The organism is Tropicimonas sp. S265A (assembly GCF_049800835.1).
In the GTDB taxonomy this organism is placed as follows: Bacteria; Pseudomonadota; Alphaproteobacteria; order Rhodobacterales; family Rhodobacteraceae; genus Dinoroseobacter.
This window is the reverse complement of the sequence record NZ_JBNAFU010000001.1, coordinates 1,322,085-1,348,483: the sequence shown is the minus strand read 5'-3', so window position 1 is coordinate 1,348,483 and position 26,399 is coordinate 1,322,085. Positions and strand designations below refer to the sequence as shown.

At 60.5% G+C, this 26,399-nt stretch carries 27 protein-coding genes; 20 read left to right on the top strand and 7 right to left on the bottom strand.

The annotated features are described in order from the left end of the window. Positions 1-104: 104 nt before the first annotated feature. The 9 genes from ccoN (at position 105) to ccoS (ending at position 8,913) form a co-directional block, all read left to right on the top strand. The gene (gene ccoN, locus ACP15N_RS06705) at positions 105-1,706 is read left to right on the top strand and encodes a cytochrome-c oxidase, cbb3-type subunit I (RefSeq protein ID WP_425091446.1); all 1,602 of its coding nucleotides are present in this window, start codon (positions 105-107) and stop codon (positions 1,704-1,706) included. A gap of 14 nt (positions 1,707-1,720) precedes the next feature. Further along, entirely contained in the window at positions 1,721-2,446 is a 726-nt protein-coding gene (ccoO, locus tag ACP15N_RS06700; RefSeq protein WP_425091445.1) for a cytochrome-c oxidase, cbb3-type subunit II, read from the top strand. A gap of 12 nt (positions 2,447-2,458) precedes the next feature. Beyond that, positions 2,459-2,689 (top strand): cbb3-type cytochrome c oxidase subunit 3, encoded by a 231-nt coding sequence (locus ACP15N_RS06695; protein WP_425091444.1) that lies wholly within the window; start codon positions 2,459-2,461, stop codon positions 2,687-2,689. Further along, complete coding sequence (gene ccoP, locus ACP15N_RS06690; protein WP_425091443.1) at positions 2,686-3,552, top strand: cytochrome-c oxidase, cbb3-type subunit III; 867 nt, start codon at positions 2,686-2,688, stop codon at positions 3,550-3,552. The genes ACP15N_RS06695 and ccoP overlap by 4 nt, the downstream gene beginning before the upstream one ends. A 209-nt stretch (positions 3,553-3,761) precedes the next feature. Beyond that, a complete protein-coding gene (locus tag ACP15N_RS06685) occupies positions 3,762-4,499 on the top strand; it encodes a hypothetical protein (RefSeq protein WP_425091442.1) in 738 nt (245 codons plus the stop codon). 264 nt (positions 4,500-4,763) lie between these two features. Then, positions 4,764-6,110: a cytochrome c oxidase accessory protein CcoG gene (ccoG, locus tag ACP15N_RS06680; RefSeq protein ID WP_425091441.1), complete on the top strand. Its 1,347-nt coding sequence runs from the start codon at positions 4,764-4,766 to the stop codon at positions 6,108-6,110. Then, positions 6,107-6,574, top strand: a complete 468-nt coding sequence (locus ACP15N_RS06675) for a FixH family protein (RefSeq protein WP_425091440.1) — start codon at positions 6,107-6,109, stop codon at positions 6,572-6,574. The genes ccoG and ACP15N_RS06675 overlap by 4 nt, the downstream gene beginning before the upstream one ends. Before the next feature lies 1 nt (position 6,575). Continuing rightward, a complete protein-coding gene (locus tag ACP15N_RS06670) occupies positions 6,576-8,747 on the top strand; it encodes a heavy metal translocating P-type ATPase (RefSeq protein WP_425091439.1) in 2,172 nt (723 codons plus the stop codon). Between the two features lie 7 nt (positions 8,748-8,754). After that, positions 8,755-8,913 carry a cbb3-type cytochrome oxidase assembly protein CcoS gene (gene ccoS, locus ACP15N_RS06665; RefSeq protein ID WP_425091438.1) on the top strand — a complete coding sequence of 53 codons (159 nt, stop codon included), beginning with the start codon at positions 8,755-8,757 and terminating at the stop codon, positions 8,911-8,913. A gap of 16 nt (positions 8,914-8,929) precedes the next feature. Here ccoS and ACP15N_RS06660 read toward each other — a convergent pair whose 3' ends face one another. Next, positions 8,930-10,468 (bottom strand): serine hydrolase, encoded by a 1,539-nt coding sequence (locus ACP15N_RS06660; RefSeq protein WP_425091610.1) that lies wholly within the window; start codon positions 10,466-10,468, stop codon positions 8,930-8,932. Positions 10,469-10,750: 282 nt separating this feature from the next. Continuing rightward, entirely contained in the window at positions 10,751-11,455 is a 705-nt protein-coding gene (locus ACP15N_RS06655; RefSeq protein WP_425091437.1) for an HAD family hydrolase, read from the bottom strand. A gap of 153 nt (positions 11,456-11,608) precedes the next feature. Here ACP15N_RS06655 and clpS point away from each other — a divergent pair, with 153 nt between their 5' ends. The 3 genes from clpS (at position 11,609) to ACP15N_RS06640 (ending at position 13,778) form a co-directional block, all read left to right on the top strand. Continuing rightward, positions 11,609-11,929 carry an ATP-dependent Clp protease adapter ClpS gene (clpS, locus tag ACP15N_RS06650; RefSeq protein WP_425091436.1) on the top strand — a complete coding sequence of 107 codons (321 nt, stop codon included), beginning with the start codon at positions 11,609-11,611 and terminating at the stop codon, positions 11,927-11,929. A 312-nt stretch (positions 11,930-12,241) separates the two neighbouring features. After that, positions 12,242-12,949, top strand: coding sequence for a class I SAM-dependent methyltransferase (locus ACP15N_RS06645; protein WP_425091435.1), 708 nt, complete (start codon positions 12,242-12,244; stop codon positions 12,947-12,949). A 19-nt stretch (positions 12,950-12,968) separates the two neighbouring features. Further along, a complete protein-coding gene (locus ACP15N_RS06640) occupies positions 12,969-13,778 on the top strand; it encodes an SDR family NAD(P)-dependent oxidoreductase (RefSeq protein WP_425091434.1) in 810 nt (269 codons plus the stop codon). Here ACP15N_RS06640 and ACP15N_RS06635 read toward each other — a convergent pair. Then, complete coding sequence (locus ACP15N_RS06635; RefSeq protein WP_425091433.1) at positions 13,759-14,142, bottom strand: hypothetical protein; 384 nt, start codon at positions 14,140-14,142, stop codon at positions 13,759-13,761. The two genes, ACP15N_RS06640 and ACP15N_RS06635, sit on opposite strands and share 20 nt — an antisense overlap. A 53-nt stretch (positions 14,143-14,195) precedes the next feature. On the opposite strand from ACP15N_RS06635, the gene hemF reads away from it, so the two are divergent. Together hemF and ggt are read left to right on the top strand one after the other, a co-directional pair. Continuing rightward, on the top strand, positions 14,196-15,089 hold the full coding sequence (gene hemF, locus ACP15N_RS06630) for an oxygen-dependent coproporphyrinogen oxidase (RefSeq protein WP_425091432.1): 894 nt from the start codon (positions 14,196-14,198) through the stop codon (positions 15,087-15,089). A 165-nt stretch (positions 15,090-15,254) separates the two neighbouring features. Continuing rightward, positions 15,255-17,054 (top strand): gamma-glutamyltransferase, encoded by a 1,800-nt coding sequence (gene ggt / locus ACP15N_RS06625; protein WP_425091431.1) that lies wholly within the window; start codon positions 15,255-15,257, stop codon positions 17,052-17,054. Positions 17,055-17,069: 15 nt separating this feature from the next. On the opposite strand, the gene ACP15N_RS06620 is transcribed toward ggt, so the two are convergent. Continuing rightward, positions 17,070-17,885 carry a sulfotransferase family protein gene (locus tag ACP15N_RS06620; RefSeq protein ID WP_425091430.1) on the bottom strand — a complete coding sequence of 272 codons (816 nt, stop codon included), beginning with the start codon at positions 17,883-17,885 and terminating at the stop codon, positions 17,070-17,072. A gap of 122 nt (positions 17,886-18,007) precedes the next feature. On the opposite strand from ACP15N_RS06620, the gene ACP15N_RS06615 reads away from it, so the two are divergent. Together ACP15N_RS06615 and ACP15N_RS06610 are read left to right on the top strand one after the other, a co-directional pair. Then, positions 18,008-19,582: a DUF5928 domain-containing protein gene (locus tag ACP15N_RS06615; protein WP_425091429.1), complete on the top strand. Its 1,575-nt coding sequence runs from the start codon at positions 18,008-18,010 to the stop codon at positions 19,580-19,582. Positions 19,583-19,589: 7 nt separating this feature from the next. Then, positions 19,590-19,961, top strand: a complete 372-nt coding sequence (locus tag ACP15N_RS06610) for an HIT domain-containing protein (protein ID WP_425091428.1) — start codon at positions 19,590-19,592, stop codon at positions 19,959-19,961. A gap of 81 nt (positions 19,962-20,042) precedes the next feature. Here the strand turns inward: ACP15N_RS06610 and ACP15N_RS06605 are convergent, their stop codons facing one another. Next, positions 20,043-20,984: an ATP-binding cassette domain-containing protein gene (locus ACP15N_RS06605; RefSeq protein WP_425091427.1), complete on the bottom strand. Its 942-nt coding sequence runs from the start codon at positions 20,982-20,984 to the stop codon at positions 20,043-20,045. A 100-nt stretch (positions 20,985-21,084) separates the two neighbouring features. On the opposite strand from ACP15N_RS06605, the gene ACP15N_RS06600 reads away from it, so the two are divergent. The 4 genes from ACP15N_RS06600 (at position 21,085) to ACP15N_RS06585 (ending at position 25,428) form a co-directional block, all read left to right on the top strand. Continuing rightward, a complete protein-coding gene (locus tag ACP15N_RS06600; protein ID WP_425091426.1) occupies positions 21,085-21,273 on the top strand; it encodes a zinc-finger domain-containing protein in 189 nt (62 codons plus the stop codon). 131 nt (positions 21,274-21,404) lie between these two features. Then, positions 21,405-22,010, top strand: a complete 606-nt coding sequence (gene trhA, locus ACP15N_RS06595; protein ID WP_425091425.1) for a PAQR family membrane homeostasis protein TrhA — start codon at positions 21,405-21,407, stop codon at positions 22,008-22,010. 66 nt (positions 22,011-22,076) lie between these two features. Next, entirely contained in the window at positions 22,077-24,875 is a 2,799-nt protein-coding gene (gene polA / locus ACP15N_RS06590) for a DNA polymerase I (RefSeq protein WP_425091424.1), read from the top strand. A 4-nt stretch (positions 24,876-24,879) separates the two neighbouring features. Next, a complete protein-coding gene (locus ACP15N_RS06585; protein WP_425091423.1) occupies positions 24,880-25,428 on the top strand; it encodes a pseudouridine synthase in 549 nt (182 codons plus the stop codon). Here the strand turns inward: ACP15N_RS06585 and ACP15N_RS06580 are convergent. After that, positions 25,425-25,661 (bottom strand): DUF2798 domain-containing protein, encoded by a 237-nt coding sequence (locus ACP15N_RS06580; RefSeq protein WP_425091422.1) that lies wholly within the window; start codon positions 25,659-25,661, stop codon positions 25,425-25,427. The two genes, ACP15N_RS06585 and ACP15N_RS06580, sit on opposite strands and share 4 nt — an antisense overlap. Positions 25,662-25,777: 116 nt before the next feature. Next, positions 25,778-26,353, bottom strand: a complete 576-nt coding sequence (locus ACP15N_RS06575; protein ID WP_425091609.1) for a DUF1285 domain-containing protein — start codon at positions 26,351-26,353, stop codon at positions 25,778-25,780. Positions 26,354-26,399: the final 46 nt, after the last annotated feature.

Here is a 26,399-nt window from a genome sequence, read left to right as displayed (position 1 = left end):
ATGGATCAAGGAGGCCCCAATCCGAAACCCGCATGTAAACCCCATAATTAACGCCGGAGTCCGTGTTTTGAGTCGGTCGCTTCGGTCAAAAGAAGGGACGATCAATGTGGGACTACGTTAAAATCGTACTGCTTGGTCTGGTCGCACTGGGCGCGGCAATCGCCGCCAACTATGCACATGACCTGGCCTATCAGATCCACGCTGTCTTGATCATGGTCATCGCCGGAGGGATGTTCCTCTGGCAAGTTCGCCGAGTGGACGAGCCCAAGGTCATCGACACAAGTGAATACATGGACGGCGTTGTACGCTACGGCGTCATCGCAACCGCCCTCTGGGGCGTTGTCGGGTTTCTGGCGGGTACGTTTATTGCGTTCCAGTTGGCTTTCCCGGAATTGAACTTCGCGTGGGCCGAAGGCTACGCGAACTTTGGCCGATTGCGTCCGCTGCACACGTCCGCAGTGATTTTCGCCTTTGGCGGCAACGCGCTGCTGTGCACGTCCTTCTACATTGTCCAGCGGACCTCCGCTGCGCGGCTTTGGGGCGGAAACCTCGCGTGGTTCGTGTTCTGGGGCTACAACCTGTTCATCGTCCTTGCGGCGACCGGTTATTTGCTTGGGGCAACCCAGTCCAAGGAATACGCAGAGCCCGAGTGGTACGTTGACCTGTGGCTGACCATTGTCTGGGTCGCCTATCTGATGGTGTTCCTCGGGACGATCATGACCCGCAAGGAAAAGCACATCTACGTTGCGAACTGGTTCCTTCTGAGCTTCATCGTGACGGTAGCGATGCTGCATATCGTCAATAACCTGTCCATTCCGGTGTCGATCTTTGGCTCCCGGTCAGTGCAGTTGTTTGCTGGTGTGCAGGACGCGATGACCCAATGGTGGTACGGCCACAACGCCGTGGGCTTCTTCCTGACGGCGGGCTTCCTCGGCATGATGTACTACTTCGTCCCGAAACAGGCCGAGCGCCCGGTGTTCAGCTACAAGCTGTCGATCATCCACTTCTGGGCCCTGATCTTCCTGTATATCTGGGCCGGTCCCCACCACCTGCACTACACGGCACTGCCTGACTGGGCATCGACCCTCGGTATGGTCTTTTCGATCATCCTGTGGATGCCGAGCTGGGGTGGCATGATCAACGGTCTGATGACGCTCTCGGGCGCATGGGACAAGCTGCGGACCGACCCTGTGATCCGGATGATGGTGATCTCGATCGGCTTCTACGGCATGTCGACCTTCGAAGGTCCGATGATGTCGATCCGTGCCGTGAACTCGTTGAGCCACTACACGGACTGGACGATCGGACATGTGCACTCCGGCGCGCTTGGCTGGAATGGCATGATCACGTTCGGTGCGCTGTACTTCCTGGTGCCGCGCCTGTGGAACCGTGAAAAGCTCTACAGCCTGTCGATGGTCAGCTGGCATTTCTGGCTCGCCACCATCGGTATCGTCCTCTACGCCTCGGCCATGTGGGTCACGGGCATCATGGAGGGTCTGATGTGGCGTGAAGTGGATGCGCAGGGCTTCCTCGTGAACTCCTTCGCCGACACGGTGTCCGCCAAGTTCCCGATGTACGTGGTGCGCGGTCTGGGCGGTGTGCTCTACCTCGCTGGCGCAATCATCATGTGTCTTAACCTGCTATGGACTGTGACCCGCGGCGAAGAGAAGAAGTCTTCTGCTCCGATTGCAGCACCGGCTGAATAAGGAGGGACCAGAGAATGGCTATTCTTGATAAACACAAGGTCCTCGAAAAGAACGCGACCCTGTTGCTGGTGTTCAGCTTCCTGGTCGTCACCATCGGCGGTATCGTGCAGATCGCACCGCTCTTCTACCTGGAGAACACCATCGAGGAAGTGGAGGGCATGCGCCCCTACTCCCCGCTGGAGCTGCAGGGGCGGGAGATCTACATCCGGGAGGGGTGCTATGTCTGCCACTCCCAGATGATCCGCCCGATGCGCGACGAGGTGGAGCGTTACGGCCACTACTCGCTGGCTGCGGAGTCGATGTACGACCATCCGTTCCAGTGGGGCTCCAAGCGGACCGGACCTGATCTGGCCCGTGTCGGTGGACGCTACTCGGATGACTGGCATGTCGATCACATGATGGACCCGCAGTCTGTGGTGCCCGAATCCGTGATGCCGAAATACGCTTTCCTGATGGATCGCGAACTGGATGGCGAGCGCATCGGGGACCTGATGAGCACACACCGCTTCGTTGGCGTGCCTTACACCGATGAGCAGATCGAGAACGCGCGATCCGACTTCCTGGCGCAGGCCGACCCCGATGGGGATTGGGATGCGGTCGTCGCTCGGTACCCCAAGGCGCAAACGCGGAACTTCGATGGTCAGCCACAACTGACCGAGATGGACGCAATCATCGCTTATCTTCAGATGCTCGGGACACTGGTCGACTTCGAGACCTTTACCCCCGACGCAAGCCGGTAAGGAGGACAGGACATGGACACCTATTCTCTCATGCGGGAATTCGCGGACAGCTGGATGCTTCTGTTCCTGTTCGTCTTCTTTGTCGGAGTGTGCCTTTGGGCCCTCCGTCCGGGGACGAAGGACACGCACAAGGACGTCGCGGGCATCCCGTTTCGCCACGAAGATAAACCCGCCGCTGCGCGAGGTGCCGGTATTCCGGACGTCAACGAGCGTATCGCCCAGTTCAAGGAGGCGCGGCTATGAGTAAGAAGCCTGACGACAAAAAAGAGGTCGAAACCACCGGCCACTCTTGGGATGGGATCGAAGAGTATAACAATCCCCTCCCGCGCTGGTGGCTGTGGACCTTCTACGCCTGTATCGCGTGGGGTCTGCTCTACACGATTGCCTATCCGGCCTGGCCTCTGATCAATGGTGCGACCCCTGGGGTGCTCGGCTTCTCGACCCGCGCCGAAGTGGCCAAGGACATTGCCGAATTCCAGGAGAAGAACTCCGGTCTGGATACGCAACTGGCGGCGGCAGACCTGACCACGCTTTCTGAAAACGAAGAGCTTTATCGCTATGCGGTTTCGGGCGGTGCGGCAGTCTTCCGCACCTGGTGTGCGCAATGCCACGGTTCCGGCGCTGCCGGTGTCCAGGCGGGCGGGTATCCCAACCTGCTCGACAATGACTGGCTCTGGGGTGGCACGATCGAAGACATCCAGTTGACCATTGCACACGGAATCCGCAACGAGGATGACCTCGACGCGCGCTATTCCGAGATGCCGGCCTTTGGCGACATCCTCGCCGAAGAAGAGATCGAGCAAGTGGTCAACTATGTGATGAGCCTGTCAGGTGAGCCTGAAGACGCAAGCCTCGTGGCAGCGGGTGAAACCGTCTATCTCGACAACTGTGCCGCCTGCCATATGGATGACGGCAGCGGGGACATCTATCAGGGTGCACCGAACCTGTCCGATGCCATCTGGCTCTATGGTGGTGATGCGGACACGCTTCGTGAGACCGTGACCTACTCCCGCTATGGGGTGATGCCACCGTGGAGTGAGCGTCTGACCGAGGCTCAAATCGCGGCCGTCGCCACCTATGTTCATCAGCTTGGAGGGGGCGAGTAAGCCCTCCCCACCCAAGACATCGGGCGCCTGCCCGGTTTCGGCACCGATCCCCTTCCTGTTCGCGCATTTCCTGGGGGTCGGTGCCATGTTTTTCCGGCGCGACCTCGCTGCGGTCGAAATGCCAAACCCTTCCCCACTATTGGCCGTAATCACGCCCTATTGCCTCATTAACCAACAATCGAACGATTTTGACTTGAAGGTAAACGGGCATGTCACCCCTCGTGAAAAACATCGCTGCCGCTGTCCTCATGCTGTGCACGGCTGGCGGCGCGTCTGCGGTCACCCTTGACGCTACGGATTGGATCAACGCAGATGATCCGATCAAGGAAAACCAATCCGGGACAAGCGCGACCGGTGATGGTTTCGTGAATATCTACGGCAATGGCGATCTGGCGGTCGTTACAAACGAGATCGTCTCGTCGCCGTTTGATTTTTCGGGGACCATATACGCACCCGAGGATGACGATATTCTAGGTCTGGTGTTTGGCTATGAAAACGGCTTCAACAACTATCGCATAACCTGGACCGGGGGTGAGGATCACGATTGGGAAGCCGGACGTCGCTTCGGTGGTTTGATGCTTGTTTCCGAGGATGAAGGCGTCACAGACGTCCTTTGGCGCGACGAGTCGCTTTTGTGGTCGGCGCGGGTCGAATACGACTTTTCTCTTAGCGTGGCCACTGACCGGATCAGCTTCGAACTACGCGAGGCGGGGGCTTCTCTTACCGGGTTTTCGGTTGGTGGTGATTTCTCCGGCGTGGCGGGGCGTGTCGGCGTATTTACCCGCTCGAACGGCGCCAGTTTCTTCAATCTTGATGATGCACCACTGCCACCTTTGCCTTCCGCCGCTGCGACGCCGCTTGCGGTAACGCCCTTGCCAGGTGGGCTACCCTTGTTGCTTGGCGGCGCTGGCTTGCTGCTCTGGGTCAGGCATCGCCGTCCGAGTTGACCTTTGCCCACAGAACGCCATCGAAACCCGCAATCTCGATTGCGGGTTTCTTGCTGTCTGGCCTGTCAAAAAAAACCAGGTCGAGACAGGCCGCCGCAGTCGTTTTTTGACTCAGGTCAATGTGGAGTCGCATCAAAAAAGCCAAATGACATACTAAGCTTTAGGACTTGGAGTCGCGACGTGTCATCAGCTGAAGAACCGCAAAGCCTTTACGCAGCGCGGGAACCCATTTTTCCGAAACGTGTTTCGGGCAGCTTTCGAACAATGAAATGGTGGATCATGGCGGTAACGCTGGGGATCTACTATCTGACGCCATGGATCCGTTGGGACAGAGGGCCCAACTTGCCGGATCAGGCGGTTCTGGTCGATCTGGCGAACCGGCGGTTTTACTTCTTCATGATCGAGATCTGGCCCCACGAATTCTATTTCGTTGCGGGTCTCCTGATTATGGCGGGCCTCGGCTTGTTCCTGTTCACATCGGCCATGGGGCGGGTGTGGTGTGGGTACGCGTGCCCTCAGACCGTTTGGACCGACCTGTTTATCCTTGTCGAGCGCTGGGTCGAAGGGGATCGCAACAACCGCCTGCGCTTGCATCGCGCGCCGCTCAGCGCAAAGAAAGTGCGACTGCGCGCCACGAAATGGGCGATCTGGCTGCTGATCGCCGTCGCGACCGGGGGGGCTTGGGTGTTTTATTTTACCGACGCCCCGACCTTGCTGCGCGATCTTCTGACCTTCGACGCACATCCGATTGCCTACACCACGATCGCCGTACTGACCGCGACGACCTTTCTGTTTGGCGGCTTCGCGCGCGAGCAGATCTGTATCTATGCCTGCCCGTGGCCACGTATTCAGGCTGCGATGATGGATGAGGATACCCTGACCGTTGGCTATCGCGAATGGCGCGGGGAGCCGCGCAAGCATTCCGACGCTGTGAAAGCCGGGGAACCGATGGGTGATTGTATCGATTGCATGGCCTGCGTGAATGTGTGCCCGGTGGGTATCGATATCCGAAATGGTCAGCAGCTCGAATGTATCACTTGTGCGCTGTGTATCGATGCCTGCGATGACATCATGGCCAAGATGGGCAAACCCCGCGGACTTGTGGACTATATGGCGCTTTCGGATGAAACGCTGGAGCGGCAGGGAAAGGCGGGTCGCCGACCGTGGCAGCATATCCTCCGCCCGCGGACGATCTTGTACACCACGCTGTGGGCGGGCGTCGGGATAGGCCTGACCGTGGCTTTATTCCTGCGCTCCGAAATCGAAATGACGGTCGCGCCGGTGCGCAATCCGATTTTCGTGACACTCTCGGACGGCGCCATTCGGAATACCTACGAAGTGCGCCTACTCAACAAGCACGGAGAGGAGCGCCGGTTCGACCTGTCGGTCGTCAGCAGCGCGCCCCTGCGTCTCGACCTCGAAGGCACCGACACGACATGGGTCAATGTGCCTGCTGACAGCACCTTCCTCCAACGTGTCTACATTATCGGGGATGCGGGAAGTGCAGCGGCAGAGGGCGACCGGACGGACGTCAGGATCTGGGTTGAAGATGCAACCTCGCAGGAGCGGGCGTTCAAAGACACTGTTTTCAATGGAAAGGGCAGCAGATGAGCAATGTGAAAGAGCGCGAGTTCACCGGTCGGCATATGTTGATGATCATGGTGGGCGCTTTCGGGACGATCATCGCGGTGAACCTGACGATGGCTTACAACGCGGTGTCCACCTTTCCCGGGCTCGAGGTCAAGAATTCTTACGTCGCGAGCCAGAAGTTCGATGAAAACCGCGATGCGCAACTGGCGCTCGGCTGGGACGTATCGGCAAAGGTGGAGGAGGGGATGCTTCACCTGATCATCCTTGATGAGGCAGGACAGCCGGTAGAGGCTGAACTCGTCTCGGCAACGCTAGGGCGCGCGACCCACGTGCGGGATGACTTTTCCCCGGCTCTGTTCTGGACAGGCATGGATTTTGCCGCGCCCGTTGACCTGGACGGCGGGAACTGGAACCTGCGCCTTCAGGCAAAGGCACCAGATGGTACCGTGTTTCAGCAGCGTATGATCCTGCACGTGCGCGATTGATATGAGCGATGTGACAGCCCAAACGCCCTCGGCCTGCCCCGCTTGCGCGGCCGGTGCGATGGCGGAAAGTGTTGCCCGGGGCCGCAAGCCCGAGGGGCGGCTTGTGCTGTCACTGCCCAAGATTCATTGCGCTGCCTGTATCTCCGGGGTGGAGCGATTGCTGCATGCGGTCCCCGGCGTGTCTGCTGCGCGCGTGAACCTGACACTGAAGCGCGCTCTTGTGGATGCCGAAGATGGTGTGAGCGCGCATGATCTGGCGGAGATGCTGACCGGCAAGGGGTTTGAAGCCTACGAACTCGATCCCGCGCAGCTCGGCAATGCCGAGGCGGATCGACCTGCGCGGGAGTTGCTTATGCGCCTTGCCGTGTCCGGCTTTGCAATGATGAATATCATGCTTTTGTCGGTTGCGGTCTGGTCCGGTGCCGAAGACGCGACCCGCGACATGTTCCACTGGATTTCTGCGGCAATTGCCATTCCGACCGTCGGGTTCTGCGCGCAGCCCTTCTTCCGGAATGCATGGGCCGCGTTGAAAAACGGTCGCCTGAACATGGATGTACCGATTTCGCTCGCGATTCTGTTGGCGGTCGGAATGTCGCTCTATGAAACGTCACAGTCCGGCAAACATGCCTATTTCGACGCAGCCGTTTCGTTGACGTTTTTCCTGCTCGCAGGCAGATACCTCGATTTCCGAATGCGCGCATCCGCGCGGTCCGCCGCACAGGAACTTGCGGCACTTGAGGTGCCGCGTGCGACCAAACTTGTTGGCGGAACAGAGGTGCTGACCCCGATCGCAGAACTCGCCGTCGGGGATGTCGTGATCGTCAAACCCGGCGGGCGCATTCCCGTAGACGGTGTTGTCGAGGCCGGCATGTCAGAGCGAGACCGCGGCTTGCTCACCGGAGAGAGTCTGCCTGTGCGCGCGCAGCCGGGCGATCAGGTGGCCGCTGGGGAGATGAACCTGACCGGTGTCTTGACAATCAGGGTCACGGCCGCCGGTGAAGACAGCTCGCTGCACCGCATTGCGGACCTTGTTGCGGTCGCCGAAAGCGCGCGGTCCAGATACACGTCGCTTGCGGATCGCGCTGCGGCGCTTTATGCGCCTGGGGTCCACATTCTGGCGGTGCTGACAGGGGTAGGGTGGTACCTCTATTCCGGTGATCTTCGGCTTTCGCTGAACATCGCGTCGGCGGTCTTGATCATCACCTGTCCGTGCGCCCTAGGCCTCGCCGTTCCTGCGGTGACAACTGCCGCATCCGGCAAGCTTTTCAAGCGGGGCTTGCTGATCAAGGACGGAACCGCGTTGGAGCGTCTGGCTGAAGTGGACGAAGTCGTTTTCGACAAGACAGGCACGCTGACCAAGGGGACACCGCAGTTGCTGGGTCATGACGCCGACACGGTGGCACTGTCCGTGGCGCGGGCCCTGGCCCAAGGCTCGACGCATCCTCTGGCGGAAGCCTTGTTGCGCGATGCAGACGGTGACGTGGCGACCGTTGAAGACCTGCGCGAGGTTCCCGGCCACGGTGTGCAGGCGATGTGGCAAGGTCAAAGGGTTCGCCTGGGTCGGGCGGACTGGGTCGGCGCGCCGACAGGCGGGGACACAGCGACATGGCTGCAGATCGGCACCCAGTCGCCGCTGGCGTTCCGCTTCAGCGACGCCTTGCGCGAAGGTGCCGCGGAGGCCGTGGCGGCCCTGCGCGCTCAGGGGACGAAGGTCACCCTTTTGTCCGGCGACACACCCCAAGCCGTCTCGCGGGTTGCGGATGCTCTTGGCATTTCGACATGGCAGGCCGAATGTCTGCCCGAGGACAAGGTTGCGCATATCGAAGCCCGCACCGCCGAAGGCGCTCGGGTCCTGATGGTCGGGGATGGTCTGAACGACACCGCGGCGCTGGCTGCGGCGCACGTGTCTATTTCTCCTGCGACGGCACTTGATGCAGCACGTGTTGCGTCAGATATGGTCCTGCTCGGCCAGGATATGTCCCCGATTGCACACGTCCTCGAAACCGCCCGACAGTCCACCAAACGCATCCATGAGAATTTCACCATTTCGACGATCTACAACATCGTTGCGGTGCCGTTGGCAATTGCCGGTCTTGCCACGCCTCTGATGGCTGCGTTGGCGATGTCGCTCTCTTCCATTACAGTGACGCTGAATTCGCTGCGTTTGAAGTGAGGCGCTGATGGAAGTCCTGTCCTATCTGATCCCAATCTCGCTGTTTCTTGGCACAGTCGGGCTTGCGGGGTTCTTCTGGATGGTCAAGACGCGCCAGTTCGACGACCCCGAAGGTGATAGCCAGCGTATCCTGTCAGACGAATTCGACGACAAGCCCAAGCAGTAACCGCAGGTCTGGTCGATTACGACGGCGGGCTAAGCGGCTCGCAGGGGATGTTTTGCGCGGTCAGTCGGCGGCAGGCCAACGTCGCAGTGTCCTGGTTCAGGCCGACGAAATTGGCTTGAAACTGTCCTCCGCTTCTTGAGACCTTGCGCAAGGCCTCGTCCAGCGTTCCGATTTCCTTGAGGGCAATCTTTAGCAAGGCGCGCTCGGCCTGATACTGCGTTGGGTACGCGCCAACGTTGATCCCCCAGTGGCGACCGCCGGATGTTGACGCGCGTGAGACTATCTCGGTGACGGCGTCGGTGACGGTCGCAAACCGACGTGGCGCCGGTGCGTCAGCCGGGCGAGGGGACGCCACCGCCCCCGTCGCAACTGCCGCGGCATTGCGGCGGTCTTCGGTTTGCGCGTCCGGGGCTGGTCCGCGTTGCAGTGTCCCGCTTGAATCGGCGGCAACGTCGCTGTTCACGATGTTCGGAAGCTCGGTTTGTTCGGTCGTATCGGCTTGGGCCACTTCCACCGTATCAGGCTCTGCCACCGGTTCCACAGTGCGGTTCGGTCTCGGGGCCGGGCGCCCGGGTGACTCCTCTGCCTCGCGCACGAGGACGTTTGCGATATCATACTTGGCAGCTTCCTGTTGAGCCAACTGAAGCTCCGCTGCGGTTTGCGCGATTGCGGTTTCGACCGATGGTGCGATCGACGCCAGCAGAGTTGCAGCGGGTTGCTGCCCTCCCGGACGCGGCACCGGGCGCGGGCTCCGGGTCACTGCAAGTTGCGTGCGCACGGTACGTGCAGCCGGTACATTGGCATAGTTCGGCAATGCGGGTTTGCGTACCGCGACCCGCGTCGGGGCCTTGCGGAAGCCGAGGTTCAGCAATTCCGCCACCCGGGCGTTGCGCGTCGCGGTGGAGCGACCGCCGAACACGGTTGCGATGATCCGCTCCTGCCCGCGTTCCGCCGAGGCGACCAGGTTGAAGCCAGCCGCACGCGTGTACCCGGTCTTGATCCCGTCCGCGCCGCGATAGGCATTCAGCAGCCGTCGGTTGGTGTTGCGCACCGTTCCCATCGTGGTGTTCGTCGCCTGGCGAGAGAAGAGGTTGTAGTACTGCGGATAATCATAAAACAGCCGGCGCCCCAGAACGGTCATGTCGCGCGCCGTGGACAGGTGGCCAGCCTCGGTCAATCCATGGGCATTCTTGAAGGTCGTGCGGGTCATCCCGAGTGCCTTGGCCGTGCGGTTCATGCGGCGAGCGAAGGCCGCCTCCGACCCCGAGATCGCCTCGCCGATTGCTGTGGCTGCATCATTCGCGGATTTCACTGCCGATGCGCGGATAAGGTATCTCAGCGCGATACGCTGGCCGGGTTTCAAGCCCAGTTTCGATGGAACTTCGGCCGCCGCTTTCTTGGACACGCGCACCTTGGTATCAAGTGTAATTTCCCCCAGCCGCACTGCTTCGAAGGCGATGTAAAGGGTCATCATCTTCGTCAGAGAGGCCGGGTGGAGCCGCGTGTCTGCATTTTCCGCGTGCAGTACCTTGCCCGATCGCGCATCCATGACCATGGCCGCATATGGGGCTGCGCTCACCGCGCCTGAAAGAAAAAGAATTGCGATTGTGGTCGCGACTCCAAGGAGCCTGCAGACCCCACCTGTGCGATGGGCTGACATGTGCGCTCGATCCTGTAACTGCCTCTGCGCCTCGTTGGACGCTTTTTATTGCCACCACCGTAGCACGAAACGACTGCACGGGGAACGCCTGCTTTTATTAAAAAGCGCTGTATTTTCAGGTGGTACAGGGCATATCTTGAGCCTGCGATGAGAGCCGACACAAGCGGCCCTCTTTGGTCAGGTGCTGATTTGGTCGATCAAGGCCGGCAAGTGGCCGAGGTCCGGAATCTCTCGGAACCGTGCGGAGCCTGCGGGCTTGGGTGCGTGCTCAAGTTCCCACGTCAGGTCATGGGGCACGTAAACGGCCCATGCCCCGGCCTCCAGTGCCGGAATGACATCGGACTTGAGAGAGTTTCCCACCATCATCGCGCCGCTTGGTCCAAGCGGGTCTGCAGCGAACACCTGATCGTACGTGGCCCGCGTCTTGTGCGAAACGATTTCGACGGCGTCGAACCTGTCGCCCAGCCCCGATTGCGCGAGCTTGCGTTCCTGATCCAGCAAGTCGCCTTTGGTGATCAACACTATGCGGTAGTTTTCGGCGAGGGTGCCCACGGTCTCTTCCACGTGCGGCAGCAGGTGGATTGGATGGCGAAGCATGTCTTGCCCGGCTGCCAGAAGCTCGGCGATCACCTCGCCCGAAACCTTGTGATCAGTGACTTCCAATGCAGTTTCGATCATCGACAGGACGAAACCCTTGATGCCGAAACCGTAGTGCCCGAGGTTGCGATGTTCTGCCTCCAGCAGGCGATCCATCAAATGGTCTTCCTCGGTGTAGTTGCGCAGCAATTCTGCGAATCGGGCTTGGGTGAGGCGGAAAAACTGCTCGTTTTGCCACAGGGTATCGTCTGCGTCGAAGGCGATTGTCGTTAACGAATTGGGCATTGGGGCGTTTCGACAGTTCTTTTCGTGTTTGGCGAGGGATTTGATGGCAGAGTTCCGGGCGACCCTCTTTTCTCCCCTCTGTATGGCCTTATATTGCCAAGCTGAACCGCAGGACCAGAGTGGATGCGCATGATCGAAAAAGCCCCGATACGCATGGCAGACACCCCCGAGACGCCGGGTGACGACACCTCCGTCATCACCAAGACCCAGACCAAGACCGAAAAGCCGCCGCTTTACAAGGTGTTGATCCTGAATGATGACTACACGCCGATGGAGTTTGTCGTGCACGTTCTGGAGCGTTTCTTCGGCATGACCCACGGTCAGGCGGTGGAATTGATGCTGACAGTGCACAAGAAGGGCGTGGCGGTGGTCGGTGTGTTCTCCTACGAGATCGCTGAAACGAAAGTGGCGCAGGTCATGGACTTCGCGCGCCGCCATCAGCACCCGCTGCAGTGTACCATGGAAAAGGAATAGCAGTCCGTCTTCGACTGCTCTGCAATGACCTCTCCCAGACTTGAAATGGCCCTCGATCAGGGGGCCTTGTGTTGGCCTCCCGGCCCCGTGCTTGCCATGCGACCCGATCCTAGGGTGACAGGGTTGCCGCTGGAGCGCACGACCGTGGCGCATGGGTTTCGTCCGGCGCACGACGCATGGATTTCTCGCGCTGCTGAAGTCTCAGCCGAAGCCAGCGGCAGATATGCGGCTTCGTACGTCCGTGTCCCGCGAAGTCGGGATCACGCAAGGCTTCTCGTCGCGCGCGCTGTCGCATTGGTCGACCCCGGAGGCATGATCGTCGTGGATGGGGCCAAGACTGACGGGGTCGAAAGCCTCCTGAAGGATTGCAAGAAGATTTTCAGCCCATTGGACACCCTGTCCAAGGCACATGGAAAGCTGTTCTGGTTCACACGCCCGGCCATCATCCCCGACGCCGCCGCCGCGTGGATGACGCCCGCCACAGGCCCCACGGGATGGCATACCGCTCCCGGTGTTTTCTCTGCTGATGCAGTCGATCGCGGATCGGCCCTTTTGATCAATACGCTGCCCCCCTTGTCCGGTCGCGTTGCAGACCTGGGTGCCGGGTGGGGGTACCTTTCGGCAGAGGCTCTGCAGCGCATGCCCGCCATCGACCGGATCGACCTGATCGAGGCCGAATGGGCCGCACTGGACGCCGCGCGCGCCAATGTCACCGATCCGCGTGCGCATTTTTTTTGGGCCGATGCTTTGAACTTCGAGGGTGGCGACTACGACGCCATTCTCATGAACCCGCCCTTTCATCCCTCTCGCAAGGCCGATCCCGGACTCGGTCAAGCGTTCGTACGTGCGGCCGCCCGTCGGCTGAAGCGCGACGCAAGCCTGACCCTTGTCGCCAACCAGCATTTGCCGTACGAGGCGGTGCTTTCGGACTGCTTTGCCGAATTGTCGACGCGCGCCACCAGAGATGGTTTCAAGATCCTCCATGCGCGCAAGCCGCGTCCTGCGCCCTCACTGCAGTGACGCTTAAAGGAGTACGACGATGTCCTTTTCGATCACCGGAAAAACGGCGATTGTAACTGGTGCCGCAAACGGCGTCGGCCTTGCGATCGCCAAGCAGTTCGTGGATCACGGCGCGAACGTCATGTATGCCGACCGCGATGAAGAGCACCTCAAGAGCGAGGTCGGCAAAGCCGAAGAAGATGCAGGCACAGCCCGCTACTTCGCCGGCGATTTGCGTGAACGCCTGACGCAGGCAAATCTGCTGTCCGCAACGATCGACGCGTTCGATCGCGTTGATATCCTGGTCAACGCCAGCCGCCAGATCGAAGTGTCAGACCCGCTTGAGCCGGATGCGGATCAGGTCGAAGCGATGATGCAGCAAAACATGCTGACGTCCTTGCGCATGACGCAACTGGTTGCCAAACGGATGATCAAGCAAGCAGAGACCGAGGGCAACGACGAGGAGGAAACCGGTTCGATCGTCAATCTCTCGTCGATCGCACCACGGCAAACCCATCCCAAGCTGTTGGGCTACTCTATCGCCTCTGCCGCACTCGATCAGCTCACGCGATCAATGGCGGTCGCCTTGGCGCCGCATCGCATAAGGGTCAACTCGGTGGCGTTTGGCAGCGTGATGAGCGCGAGTCTGAAGGACGTTTTGAAAGACAACCGTGAGTTGCGGGGCCAGATCCTCGACTGCACGCCGATGTCCCGGATCGCAAAATCCACCGAAGTCGCGGACGCTGTTCAATACCTTGCCTCCCCTGGGGCCGGCTTCGTGACAGGGCAGATCATCACGATCGATGGCGGGCGTACGTTGCTCGACCCGGTCACCCTACCGGCCCATTGAGCAGGCAAACCTGATACGCGCGCCGCGCGCGCGCCTCCAGTTCCGGAAGCTGTTCCGTCAGGGTTTCAGCGAGTTTCGCTGCTGTTTCTGTGTCGGCGAGTGCAAAACCCGGCAGTGTCTTCGACGACTGTGTGGTGCAAATCTCGCGATCTTCGAGGGTCGGGCCGCATTCCGAGACGTCCAGAAAATCGACCCGTTCGGGGGTGACGGTAAATCCCGTTTCCGCCGCTGACCGCGCCTCGGCAATCAGCTGTTTCGCCGCGACGTATTCGCGTGTGGATTGTTCAAAGCAAACATCTTCCGGCTCCGAGCATGCAACCAGTCCGAGGAGCGCGGTCAGGGCAATCCGATGTGTCATTTTCACCTGACACCCCCGATGGAAGATGCTAGCTCTGGGCGCAAGTGAAGGAGACGAAGATGACCGACGAATTTTCCGACAAGAAGGCCCGTGCCTCCGCCTGGTTTCGACAGTTGCGTGATGACATTGTCGCGTCTTTCGAGGCGCTTGAGGATGCGCAATCCACGGGTCCTTTTGCGGAGCGTCCGGCGGGTCGGTTCGAGGTCACGCAAACGCGCCGCGATGCGCCCGATGGCGGGGATGCCGGCGGCGGATTGATGAGTGTCATGCGCGGCGGGCGCGTTTTTGAGAAGGTCGGCGTCAACATCTCGACCGTGTACGGGGAACTTGGCGACCGGGCGCAGGCTGCCATGGCGGCGCGCAAGGGCATTCCCGGCATGGCCGAAGATCCACGCTTCTGGGCGTCCGGCATCAGCCTGGTTGCCCATATGCAAAACCCGCATACACCCGCAGTGCACATGAACACACGAATGTTCTGGACCCCGCATGCGTGGTGGTTTGGCGGTGGCTCCGACCTCAATCCCTGTCTTGAAAAGACCGAGGATACCGGGTTTTTTCATGATGTGCTCAAGCAGTACTGCGACAAGCATGATGCAGCTTACTATCCGCGCTACAAGGAATGGGCGGATGAGTATTTCTTCGTGCCCCATCGCGGACGCGCGCGTGGGGTTGGTGGGATCTTCTATGACGACCACAATACCGGCGACTGGGAGGCAGACTTTGCCTTCACACAAGATGTCGGACGTGCGTTCCTGCCGGCGTTCGTTCCCGTGACCGAGCGCAACCGAGACCTTTCGTGGACACGGGACGACAAGGAAGCTCAGCTCGTTCACCGCGGCCTCTATGCCGAATACAATCTTGTCTATGACCGGGGTACGAAGTTCGGGTTGGAAACGGGTCATGACGCCACGGCCGTCCTCATGAGCCTGCCACCGGAGGCCAAGTGGCCCTGAGCGCCTTCCCCTGCCGATGAAACCTGCCTCATGCACTGCTCGCTTATACCGCGTTGAAGGAACCGTAGGCCGGGAACGCTGATTTTTGGTTAACGTCGCTCGGTTCTGCGTGGGGCAGCGCGCGAAGCGTGATACAGTGATATGTATCAACGAAGCGGAGGCCCCATGGCACATGGATTTCGGTTTGTAGTCGCGGTGCTTTGTGCCGCAGCAACCGCCTTTCCCGTCGGTGCGCAGGACGTCGCTGACGCCCAAGCCCCTGAAGCTGCCGGTGCCGGGGTTGTCTTCGGATCGCTGAGTCCGGCCGCCGATGCCGCGTTGGCCTCGAAGGCGGCGGGCGATCCTGTTTTTTCTGAGAACTGGATGGTTGCGGCCGCCAATCCTCTGGCCGCCGAAGCAGGCGCTGACGTGCTGCGTGCGGGCGGCACGGCGGCGGATGCGATGGTCGCTGTCCAGGCCGTGCTGGGACTGGTCGAGCCGCAAAGCTCCGGTCTGGGCGGCGGCGCGTTCCTTGTATGGTATGATGCCGCGACAAAGGAGGTCACGACGCTGGACGGTCGCGAAACGGCTCCGCTCGCGGCACGCCCGACGCTGTTTCAGGACAAGGATGGCGCGCCGCTGCAATTCTTTGACGCGGTGGTCGGCGGTTTATCGGTTGGGACCCCGGGTACCCCGGCCTTGATGGCCGAGGCACACGCGAGATGGGGACGGGCCGATTGGCCGCTTTTGTTCGGTGACGCAATCGCGCTTGCGGAAGAGGGGTTCACGGTTTCCCCGCGACTGGCGTCTCTTGTCGCCGGGGATGCCGAGCGGCTGTCCCGTTTCGGGCCCACAGCTGCGTACTTCCTGCCCGGTGGTGTGCCGCTCGAAGCTGGCGATCTGCTGAGGAATCCCGCTTACGGACAGACGTTGCGCAGCCTGGCCGCCCACGGTCCGGCGACCTTTTATACTGGCGAGATCGCGCATGACATCGTCTCCGCGGTTCGAACGGCGGCGGGGAATCCGGGGGTTCTCGATCTGATCGATCTGGCCATCTACGAGGTGAAGGAGCGCGCGCCTGTTTGCGTGCCCTACCGCGGTGCGGATGTGTGTGGCATGGGCCCGCCGTCGTCCGGGGCTTTGAGTGTCGGGCAGATCCTGGGCATGCTTGAACCGTATGACCTTGCCGGTCTCGGACCCGATGCGCCAGAGGCGTGGCGTCTGTTCGGCGATGCCTCACGCCTGGCCTTTGCCGACCGCGGGCGCTTTATCGCCGACAGCGACTTCGTACCCGTTCCGACGCAGGGTTTGGTGGCGCCTGCCTACCTGCAGGCCCGCAGCGCCTTGCTGGACAGCAACACGGCTCTTGAGGCGGTCACTCCGGGCGCGCCGGAGTTTGACCACGCGTTGAACTGGGCGGATGACGAGAGCCTTGAGCTCCCCTCGACCTCTCATGTTTCGATTGTGGATACCTATGGCAACGCTCTGTCCATGACGACGACGATCGAGAATGCTTTTGGGTCGCGACTGATGGTGCGCGGGTTTCTTCTGAACAATGAGTTGACGGACTTTTCCTTCAGAACCCATGCGGACGGCGCGCCCATTGCAAACCGCGTAGCGCCGGGAAAACGGCCGCGCTCTTCGATGGCGCCGACGATTGTTCTGCGGGACGGTGCGCCGGTTCTTGTTGTCGGCAGTCCGGGGGGCAGCCGGATCATCCCGTATGTGGCAAAGACAATCGTCGCGCATCTTGACTGGGGGCTGGACCCGCAGGCGGCCGTTGCGCTGCCGCATCTCGTCAACAGGTTCGGCACCTATGATCTCGAAGTAGGCACTGCGGCTGCCGCCCTCGAAGAGCCGCTTGTCGATCTGGGGTATGAGGTCAACATACGTGCCCTTACGTCCGGCCTGCACGCGATCGCGCTGGGGGAACAGCTACAGGGGGGGGCCGATCCGCGCCGCGAGGGCATCGCCCTTGGCGAGTAAGCGCCCTTACCCGGGTCAGGCGGCCGCGCGCGGTCCCAGCTTGTAGTGCACCTCTTCGAGGTCGACCGGCCCTTTCGGCATCTTGTTGCCCGGGTCTTCGAAGTCGTACTGGAAGAGGTCGAAATCCTGTTTGTACATCTCGTACATCAGATGCATCGACAGGTCATCGAAGTAGTCAGCGACAGGGTGCGCACGCTTCGGACCGTGGCCTTCGCTTTCGTTGAACCTGGGGATGTTTGCAGGATCGACCGCATGCGCCGGCGGGCAGCTATCCAGAACCGCTTGCATCCCTTCGTTGAATTTTTCGGTAAAGAAGACATGGTCGTAGCGTCCGCCGCCCGCGATCAGGGTGCTGACGTGGCCTGCAACCGAAGACCAGTGAATGTCCGGGTCCATGGGTTTGCGAAATGCGATGGTGTCGCGCGCAAAAAGCAGAAACCGTCGAAAACTCGCGATCTGATCGAATTCGCCATCGACCTGGATGCCGTATTGCTGGGTGAGCATCGGCACGAGATTTCCGCGATACCTGTTTCCGTTGCGTTGAATGCCGCAGATCTTGTCGAAAAAGGCCGACAGGATGCGGGTGTAGGGGTTGCGGACACAGGTGAAGGTGAAGGTCTCGCCACCTTTGACGGCATGTTCAATCGCGGGGCGGCTTTCCTCCATGCCCCATTTGTGCAGGCCGTGCTGTGCGTCATGGATATCGCCATCGAAAAAGCTGCCATTGTCGCTGTAGAACATGATCTGGCCGATGGTCGAGCATGCGCATTTGGGCACCACGCGGTAGATCATGCTGCCGCTTGTCGTCATCCATGTGCCCGGAAACCCCATACCTGCTCTTCTCCGTCATGCTACGCGCCTGATTAACCAAAGATGCATTGATTTATCAAATTCTTTGCATCTGTATACACCTGACCTCTACACGCCAGAAACGGCAGGAACTGGACCTCTGCGTGGCAAAAGTTGCCTTCATTCTGTTATGCCACAAGGATCCTGAACGGATTGTTGACCAGGCGTTGCGCCTCGTTTCTCAAGGCGATTGTGTGGCGATCCATTTCGACGGGCGTGGAGCGAACTCGGACTTCGTGCGCCTGCAAGACAGGTTGGCTGGCCATCCGAACGTCTGTTTTGCGCCGCGTCGTATCAAGTGTGGATGGGGGGAGTGGTCCCTCGTAAAGGCAACGCTCGAGACGCTGCAAACAGCTCTGGCAACATTCGGCGATGCGACCCATTTCTACCTGATCTCCGGCGATTGCCAGCCGATAAAATCGGCGGCCTTCGTAAAGATGCGCTTGGATCCGGCCGACCGGGATTATATCGAGGCTGTGGATTTCTTTACCTCCGGTTGGATCCGCACCGGAATGAAAGAAGACCGGCTGCGTTTTCGCCATGTGTTCAACGAACGCCGTCAAAAGAAGTTGTTCTACGCCAGCCTCGAAGCACAGCGGCGCCTCAAGCTGTCACGCGAGACGCCCGAAGGCCTGCGGATCATGATCGGGTCGCAGTGGTGGTGCCTGCGGCGCGAGACTATCGAGAAGGTTCTTGCGTTTCTGGCCAGCCGGCCGGACATCCCCAAGTTTTTTTCGACGACTTGGATCCCGGACGAGACGTTCTTCCAGACGATCGTGCGCCACCTTGTTCCGTCCTCGGAGTTGTCGGGGCGCGCGCCGACCTGCCTGATGTTCACCGACTATGGGATGCCGGTGACCTTCTACAACGATCACTACGATTTTCTTATCCAGCAAGACGCGTTCTTTGCACGCAAGATCTCAACACAAGCACACGACTTGCGGGCAAGGCTGAATGCTGTCTGGGAGGACACAGAGGCGGCATTCGTCGTCTCGGATGAAGCCGTACGCCTACACCGGTTTCTGACCGGGCGCGGACGCGAAGGACGCCGGTATGCGCCGCGGTTCTGGCAGGAGAGCAAGCCTGATCGCGCCCGGGAATTGCTCTTGATTTCCACCAAGAAATGGCATCTGGCAAAGCGTCTGCTCGGACGGGCCCGGGAAACGCTTGGCATACCCGGGGTGGCTTTTGTCTTCCACGAGGAAAGCTGCGACCTGCCCGACCTGGGTGGATTGGAGACGCAGCTGAAGAAACGCAACCGCCATCGACGTGCCCTGACAGGTCTGTTGTTTTCGGCGCTTCAGACAGACCGCATGGTGCTGTGCCTTGATCTGTCAGCCAGTTCGATGGTGGATGACCTTGCCGCGTCAGCGATGCGGGTGCGGCTTCTCGAGATGGAGTGCCTCTATAGTGATGCCTATCTGACGGGCCACGCGCGTCGCTTGGGCCTGATCAGCGATCAGACGAAGCCTGAGACGATTTTCAGATTGCTGCCCGCGCTGCGCAGCGAACTGTCTACGGAGCACGAGCGCCTTGCGACAGCTGTGCCGGGTTCTGCGTTTCGGGTCTCAGAGACGGCAGGACCGGAGGAAAACACGCGCGCGCTGGCGGCGTTTTTTGGCGTGCCTGAAGCGCGCCTTGCCACTATTGCTGATACCAATACCCTGTTTTCTGACTGAGGACCCGATGCCCTATTCCTACGATCCCGAGAATGTATTCGCCAAGATACTGCGCGGCGAGATACCGAACAAAACCGTGCTGGAGACGGATCATTCGCTGGCGTTTCACGACCTCTATCCACAAGCGCCGACGCATGTTCTGGTCATCCCCAAGGGACCGTATGTCACCTATGATCATTTCGCCGCCGAGGCCTCGGACGCCGAGATCCTCGACTACACACGGACCATCGCGCAGGTCTGCGAGATGATGGACGTGGCCGATGGGGGCTTCAGGCTGATCTCGAACGCGGGCGAAGCCGCTATTCAGGAAGTGCCGCACCTGCATGTTCACATTCTGGCCGGCCGCCCACTTGGAAGGATGCTGCAACCTGCCGGCTAGGGGCGGCGCGGGGCTTCGGACCGCCTGCGGCAGTCGCTCAGCCCCGCGCGCTGCCGCGGACGGGTGCCGAACGGCGCAGCGTCAGAGCGCATGGGCGCCGGACGTGAGGGCAACGAATACGTCCTCCAGATCGGGCTCTTCGCTCGCCAGTTCGCGTATCCGAATGCCCGCATCGCGTACGGCATCAAGGATCGTGTTCACGGAAACCTGTCCGCGCCGGTAGGAAAACAGAAGCGCCCCGTCCGCCCGTTGTTTCATCTCCACCCCCGCGATCGCCGGTACGGCAACCGCGGTGTGTTCCTCCGGGGTTATGACAAGCGTTTTGGCATCGAGCCGGGACAGCAGGTGCGAGGTCGCGTCCTGCGCGATCTTGTCTCCGTGATTTATGATCGCGATCTCATCGCACATCTCCTCCGCCTCTTCGAGGTAATGCGTGGTCAGAATGATCGTCATGCCCTGTTCATTGAGCTTGCGCACATTCCGCCACAGCATTTGCCTCAACTCGATGTCCACGCCGGCGGTCGGCTCGTCCAGCACCAGCACATGTGGGGAGTGAACGAGGGCCTTGCCCAGCAAAAGCCGTCGTCGCATCCCCCCTGACAGCGACCGTGCATAGGCATCGGCCTTGTCGGTCAGCCCGATCAGTTCGAGGATGTCATCCGTGCGTCGCTCCGACCTTGGTACGCCGTACAGTCCCGCCTGCACGTCGAGCGCGCCGCGCGGGGTGAAAAACGGGTCGAGGTTCAATTCCTGGGGCATCACGCCGATGGCGGCGCGGCTCTGGCGCGGGTTCACATCCTGATCAAAGCCCCAGATTTCGACCCGCCCGGAGGATTTCGTCACGAGGCCAGCGAGGATGTTGATCAGGGTTGATTTTCCGGCGCCGTTGGGGCCCAGCAACCCAAAGATCGACCCGGCCCGGATTTTCAGGTCAATACCCTTGAGGGCCTCTTTCGGGGGTTGAGTGCCGCTTCCCCGATAGGTCTTGCGCAACCCTTCGATCCGTATTGCGTCCTGTGACATGGCGTCCTTCCACAAGCCCTTGCCGGGGCGGCCCGTTTTTGTCAGGTTGCCCCCGATCTATGGCGGGGGCGACCCCGCGGCAAGCAGATAGGCGCCACCGATGAGCATCCCCGTTCCCGAAACCGAGATTGTCGAGACCAAACGCGTCGCTTGCGATGGCGGAGAGGGGGCGCTTGGGCATCCGCGTGTCTGGCTCAGCATTGCGCCTGAGATCGGCTACGTTGAATGCGGCTATTGCGACAAACGGTTCATTCTGAAGGGCCACGAGGACAAAGTCGCGGACAGCTGATACGCGCGGCAGATCAGCGCTGCGTCACTTCCCTGAGTTTGCCCGCGTTGCGCCCGCCCGTACGGTTGAGTATGGCGTGTGCCCCTCGTGTTTGTTTGTTGTGCTCGGTTGGTGAACGGCGCAGCGATGCCTTGGTCCACCTCGTTGCCCTCGTGGCTGCCCTTGCTGCGGTTCCCGTACTCATGACGATGGCCGCGGTCTGGGGCGCAGGAGACGCAGCACAGGCCGGGATCGCGCTCTATGGCAGCAGCCTGATTGCGATGATCTCCTGTTCGTTTCTCTACAATCACCTGCGGGTGCCTGACTGGACGCCGACACTGCGCGCGCTCGATCATGGGGCGATCTACGTCAAGATCGCAGCAACCTACACGCCCTTTGCACTGCTATCGGGATCCGGGTTGTCGATGTTGGCGACGATCTGGGCAGGCGCCGCCCTTGGCATCGGCATCATGCTTCTGAAAAAGCACGACTCCATCCTGCCTGGGGTCGTGTTGTGTCTGGGCATGGGCTGGGCCGTCGTGTTCGGCGGACGTGACCTTATCGCCGATCTTTCCACGCCGGTTGTTGTCCTTATGGTGCTTGGCGGTGTCCTCTATTCAGCGGGCGTCCCGTTTCTGCTGGCATGCCGGATGCGATATCACAACACCATCTGGCACGCGTTCGTGATGGTCGCGAGCCTCGTGTTCTTCGTTGCGATCTTCATCCATCTCGCGCAAGCCGCGCCCCGCCCGCTCTGACCCCCTCGCCAATCCGGTACGAAGCTTATATCCCTGCGAGAGGCGCGGCGAAGCAAGGGGGCTGGCATGGCATTCGGCAAAGGGCATCATCTGCATCTGATCGATGGGTCGGCCTTTATTTTCAGGGCCTATCATGCATTGCCACCGCTGACGCGGAAGTCTGACGGACTGCCGATCGGCGCGGTTTCGGGGTTTTGCAACATGCTCCAGCGCTATGTGGAGGGGAACACCGGGCCCGACGCGCCGACCCATGTGGCAGTGATTTTCGACAAGGGCAGCCACACGTTCCGCAACGAGATGTACGACCAGTACAAGGCCAATCGCGAGGCCATGCCCGAAGACCTGCGCCCCCAGATCCCACTGACCCGTACGGCCACCCATGCCTTCAACATCGCCTGCCAGGAGATGGAGGGTTTTGAGGCCGATGACATCATCGCCACCCTCGCCTGTCAGGCGCGTGATGCGGGCGGGCAGGTCACGATCATCAGTTCGGACAAGGACCTGATGCAGTTGGTTGGCGACGGGGTTGAAATGCTCGACGCGATGAAGAACCGGCGCATCGACCGCGATGGGGTGTTTGAGAAATTCGGCGTTGGGCCGGAGCGGGTTGTCGATGTTCAGGCGCTGGCGGGTGACAGTGTGGACAACGTGCCGGGTGCGCCGGGGATTGGGGTAAAAACGGCAGCGCTATTGATCAACGAATTCGGCTCGCTGGAGGAGCTTCTGGACCGCGCGGATGAGATCAAGCAGCCCAAGCGCAAACAGACCCTGATCGACCACCGCGCGCAGATTGAGCTCTCCAAGCGCCTCGTGCAACTGGATTGCGAGATGACCCTCGACTTCACGCTGGATGATCTGGAGGTGCGCGAGCCCGATCCGGACAAGCTTTTGGAATTCCTTGCGGAAATGGAGTTTCGCACGCTGTCCAAACGGATTGCTGCGGCGCTGGAGGTGGAAGCACCCGCCATCCCTGAGGTCGCGCCAAATGCCCCGGACACCCCCGTTGCTCCCGAGATGCCCCCCATTGATCCAGCCGGCTACTCCATCATCCGTGACGCAGGCACCTTGCAGCAGTGGATCGCAAAGGCGTTCGCGCGCGGGTACGTGGCGGTGGACACCGAGACGACCGCCTTGAACGAAATGCGCGCCGATCTTGTGGGGGTTTGCCTGTGTGTCGAACCGGGGGAGGCGGCCTATCTGCCCCTGACCCACACGGCTGAGGCGGGCGAAGGGTTGTTCGGTGGGGATGCGCTGGCCGAGGAACAGATGGATTTTGACGAAGCGCTGAACCTGCTGAAGCCGATGCTGGAGGATCCAAGTGTTCTGAAGATCGGTCAGAACATGAAATACGACTTCAAGATCTTCGCGCGCAACGGCATCACGGTTGCGCCGACCGATGACACGATGTTGATCTCCTACGCACTGAATGCGGGACTGCACGGGCACGGGATGGATGCGCTGAGTGAGCGATATCTCGATCATATTCCCATTCCGATCAAGGACTTGCTAGGCACTGGAAAATCCGCGATCACCTTTGATCGCGTCCCGATCGACAAGGCCGCGCCCTATGCAGCGGAGGATGCCGATATCACCTTGCGGCTGTGGCAACTGCTGAAACCCCGGCTGCACAGCGCGCAGGTGACCCGTGTCTACGAGCGGCTGGAGCGGCCCATGGTGCCGGTTCTGGCGGGCATGGAAATGTCGGGGATCAAGGTGGACCGCGACACGCTGAGCCGCATGTCGAACGCCTTCGCCCAGAAAATGGCGGGGCTTGAGGCGGAAATTCATGAGCTTGCCGGGCAAAGCTTCAACGTGGGCAGCCCGGCCCAGCTTGGCGAAATTCTGTTTGAAAAGATGGGCTTCGAAGGGGGCAAGAAGGGCAAATCCGGCAAATGGTCAACGCCTGCGGATGTGCTGGAGGATCTGGCGACCGAGCATGATCTACCCGGCCGGGTTCTGGACTGGCGGCAGCTTTCCAAGCTGAAATCGACCTACACCGATGCGCTGCAGGATCACATCAACCCCGAGACCGGGCGCGTGCACACGTCCTACTCGATTGCTGGGGCGAACACAGGGCGTTTGGCTTCCACCGATCCGAACCTGCAAAACATTCCGATCCGCACCGAGGAAGGCCGCCGCATTCGCGAGGCATTCGTTGCGGAGCCAGGCAATGTGCTGATTTCGCTGGACTATTCGCAGATCGAATTGCGGATCCTTGCGCATATCGCGGGGATTGATGCGCTGAAAACCGCGTTTCGCGAGGGGCTGGATATTCACGCGATGACGGCGTCCGAAATGTTCGACGTCCCGCTGGAGGAGATGACGTCCGATGTCCGCCGAAAGGCGAAAGCCATCAATTTCGGCGTGATCTATGGCATCTCTGCCTTCGGTCTGGCGCGGAACCTGCGCATCCCACGCGATCAGGCAAAGACCTTTATCGACACCTATTTCGAACGCTTCCCCGGCATTCGGCAATACATGGATGACACGACCACTTTTGCCAAGGAAAACAAATACGTAGAGACTCTGTTCGGGCGCAAGATCCATACGCCCGAGATCAATGCCAAGGGGCCCGGCGCCGGGTTTGCCAAACGCGCGGCAATCAATGCGCCGATTCAGGGGACGGCGGCGGATATCATCCGACGCGCCATGATCCGAATGCCGGATGCGATCGACGGGATGCCGTGCAAGATGTTGTTGCAGGTGCACGATGAACTGATCTTTGAGGTCGAAGAAAACGCTGTAGATCAAGTGGTTAGCCGTGTGCGCGAGGTGATGGAGGGCGCGGCAGAGCCTGCGGTGAAGCTTGACGTGCCGCTGATTGTCGATGCGGGGCAGGGGGCAAGCTGGGCCGAAGCGCACTGATGGGATGCTGATTGCGTTCAACAAGCCGATGAACGTGTTGAGCCAGTTCACGTCCGAAGGGGGGTGGCCGGGCTTGGCGGATTACATTGATATTCCAAAGGTTTATGCAGCGGGTCGGCTGGACCGGGACAGTGAGGGGCTGCTGCTGTTGACCGACAATGGCAAGCTGCAGGCGCGGATCGCCTCACCCAAGGCCAAGCTGCCGAAAACCTATCTGGTACAGGTTGAAGGTGCCCCGGATGAGGCTGCGTTATCTGCTTTAAAACAAGGGGTTATGCTGAAGGACGGGCGAACCCGCCCGGCCAAGGTGCGCGCGGTGCCCGCGCCCGATCTGTGGCCGCGAACCCCTCCGGTACGTGTGCGAAAGACGGTGCCCGATAGTTGGATTGAGTTGACCATCACCGAGGGCAAGAACCGACAGGTCCGACGCATGTGTGCGACTGTTGGATGTCCGTGCTTGCGTCTCGTGCGGTGGCGGATCGGCAGCTGGAGCCTTGAAGGACTTGCGCCTGGAGAGTGGCGTCAAATGCCTGAAAATAATCGGAAAAACTAGGGTTTTTCGGGGCTGATGGTCAGCCGCGCGACCAGCTTTCGGGCCACGGGGGCGACGAGCAACGCGGACGGAAACGCCACCGCCCAGGCGAAAAGCCATGCCTCAATCCAGATGCCGAGAAAGCCGTCGACGGGGCCGAGCGCCTTGAGGCTGACGACGCCCGAGACAACGCAGGACATCACGCCGGACAGGATCAGGGCGAAAAGAGACGGGGCAAAGCGAGCGGGGATCATCGGAAACCTTTTGGTAATGCGCAGGCGGGTTTGTACATTTTGCAGCACTCTCGGAACCTGCTTTTTACATTTTGTAGCATACCTGTCGGTGACAAAGTCACGGGTCAAACCCTCGATCAGGCGAGCTCCGCCGCCAGCTGGATCGGGAAAAACACGCCGGCAGAGCGCACGCCGAACCAATTGGCCCCTTCGTGCATTTGGACCGTTCCAATTTCGACAAGCCGGTAGAAGCTCTTCCGGTCGATCAGCGCCTCCAACCCGCGGCGCACATGAACGTAAGGAGACGGCTCGCCGGTCTCGGGGTCGCGGCTGACACGGATCGGGTTGTCCGGCCCGGCGGCGGTTTCGTCTCCGACATGGGTGGTGAAGCGGATCACCTGATCGGGGCCGGGCGTGTCGACCTCGAAATCCAGCGCAACGAACGGCGCGTCCTCGACCGTGATGCCAACCTTTTCGACCGGGGTGACGAGGAAATACTTGCCGTCCTCCAGTTTCAGGATCGAAGAAAACAGCCGCACCAGAGGCGCGCGCCCGATTGGCGTGCCGTTGTAAAACCAGGTTCCGTCACGCGCGATCCGCATGTCCAGATCGCCACAAAATGGCGGGTTCCAGAGGTGCACGGGCGGAGGGCCTTTTTTCGAGGCGGCACGGGCGGCATTGGCCAAGCCATCGGCGGTTGGGGTCACGCGTATTTCATCCCTATTATTTTTGTCATTTGTCACCCGGATAATATGTCTT

What these genes read in the sequence shown, in the direction of transcription:
- ACP15N_RS06645 (WP_425091435.1), top strand. Translation starts at nt 12,242, where the DNA reads ATGATCGTCGTGGATGGGGCCAAGACTGACGGGGTCGAAAGCCTCCTG.
- ACP15N_RS06655 (WP_425091437.1), bottom strand. Translation starts at nt 11,455, where the DNA reads ATGCCCAATTCGTTAACGACAATCGCCTTCGACGCAGACGATACCCTG.
- ccoG (WP_425091441.1), top strand. Translation starts at nt 4,764, where the DNA reads ATGAAATGGTGGATCATGGCGGTAACGCTGGGGATCTACTATCTGACG.
- ACP15N_RS06610 (WP_425091428.1), top strand. Translation starts at nt 19,590, where the DNA reads ATGCCCTATTCCTACGATCCCGAGAATGTATTCGCCAAGATACTGCGC.
- hemF (WP_425091432.1), top strand. Translation starts at nt 14,196, where the DNA reads ATGACCGACGAATTTTCCGACAAGAAGGCCCGTGCCTCCGCCTGGTTT.
- ACP15N_RS06675 (WP_425091440.1), top strand. Translation starts at nt 6,107, where the DNA reads ATGAGCAATGTGAAAGAGCGCGAGTTCACCGGTCGGCATATGTTGATG.
- ACP15N_RS06685 (WP_425091442.1), top strand. Translation starts at nt 3,762, where the DNA reads ATGTCACCCCTCGTGAAAAACATCGCTGCCGCTGTCCTCATGCTGTGC.
- ccoP (WP_425091443.1), top strand. Translation starts at nt 2,686, where the DNA reads ATGAGTAAGAAGCCTGACGACAAAAAAGAGGTCGAAACCACCGGCCAC.
- ACP15N_RS06585 (WP_425091423.1), top strand. Translation starts at nt 24,880, where the DNA reads ATGCTGATTGCGTTCAACAAGCCGATGAACGTGTTGAGCCAGTTCACG.
- ACP15N_RS06605 (WP_425091427.1), bottom strand. Translation starts at nt 20,984, where the DNA reads ATGTCACAGGACGCAATACGGATCGAAGGGTTGCGCAAGACCTATCGG.
- ccoS (WP_425091438.1), top strand. Translation starts at nt 8,755, where the DNA reads ATGGAAGTCCTGTCCTATCTGATCCCAATCTCGCTGTTTCTTGGCACA.
- ACP15N_RS06580 (WP_425091422.1), bottom strand. Translation starts at nt 25,661, where the DNA reads ATGATCCCCGCTCGCTTTGCCCCGTCTCTTTTCGCCCTGATCCTGTCC.
- ACP15N_RS06600 (WP_425091426.1), top strand. Translation starts at nt 21,085, where the DNA reads ATGAGCATCCCCGTTCCCGAAACCGAGATTGTCGAGACCAAACGCGTC.
- ggt (WP_425091431.1), top strand. Translation starts at nt 15,255, where the DNA reads ATGGCACATGGATTTCGGTTTGTAGTCGCGGTGCTTTGTGCCGCAGCA.
- ACP15N_RS06620 (WP_425091430.1), bottom strand. Translation starts at nt 17,885, where the DNA reads ATGGGGTTTCCGGGCACATGGATGACGACAAGCGGCAGCATGATCTAC.
- ACP15N_RS06640 (WP_425091434.1), top strand. Translation starts at nt 12,969, where the DNA reads ATGTCCTTTTCGATCACCGGAAAAACGGCGATTGTAACTGGTGCCGCA.
- ccoO (WP_425091445.1), top strand. Translation starts at nt 1,721, where the DNA reads ATGGCTATTCTTGATAAACACAAGGTCCTCGAAAAGAACGCGACCCTG.
- clpS (WP_425091436.1), top strand. Translation starts at nt 11,609, where the DNA reads ATGGCAGACACCCCCGAGACGCCGGGTGACGACACCTCCGTCATCACC.
- ccoN (WP_425091446.1), top strand. Translation starts at nt 105, where the DNA reads ATGTGGGACTACGTTAAAATCGTACTGCTTGGTCTGGTCGCACTGGGC.
- ACP15N_RS06660 (WP_425091610.1), bottom strand. Translation starts at nt 10,468, where the DNA reads ATGGTCATGGATGCGCGATCGGGCAAGGTACTGCACGCGGAAAATGCA.
- ACP15N_RS06695 (WP_425091444.1), top strand. Translation starts at nt 2,459, where the DNA reads ATGGACACCTATTCTCTCATGCGGGAATTCGCGGACAGCTGGATGCTT.
- polA (WP_425091424.1), top strand. Translation starts at nt 22,077, where the DNA reads ATGGCATTCGGCAAAGGGCATCATCTGCATCTGATCGATGGGTCGGCC.
- ACP15N_RS06670 (WP_425091439.1), top strand. Translation starts at nt 6,576, where the DNA reads ATGAGCGATGTGACAGCCCAAACGCCCTCGGCCTGCCCCGCTTGCGCG.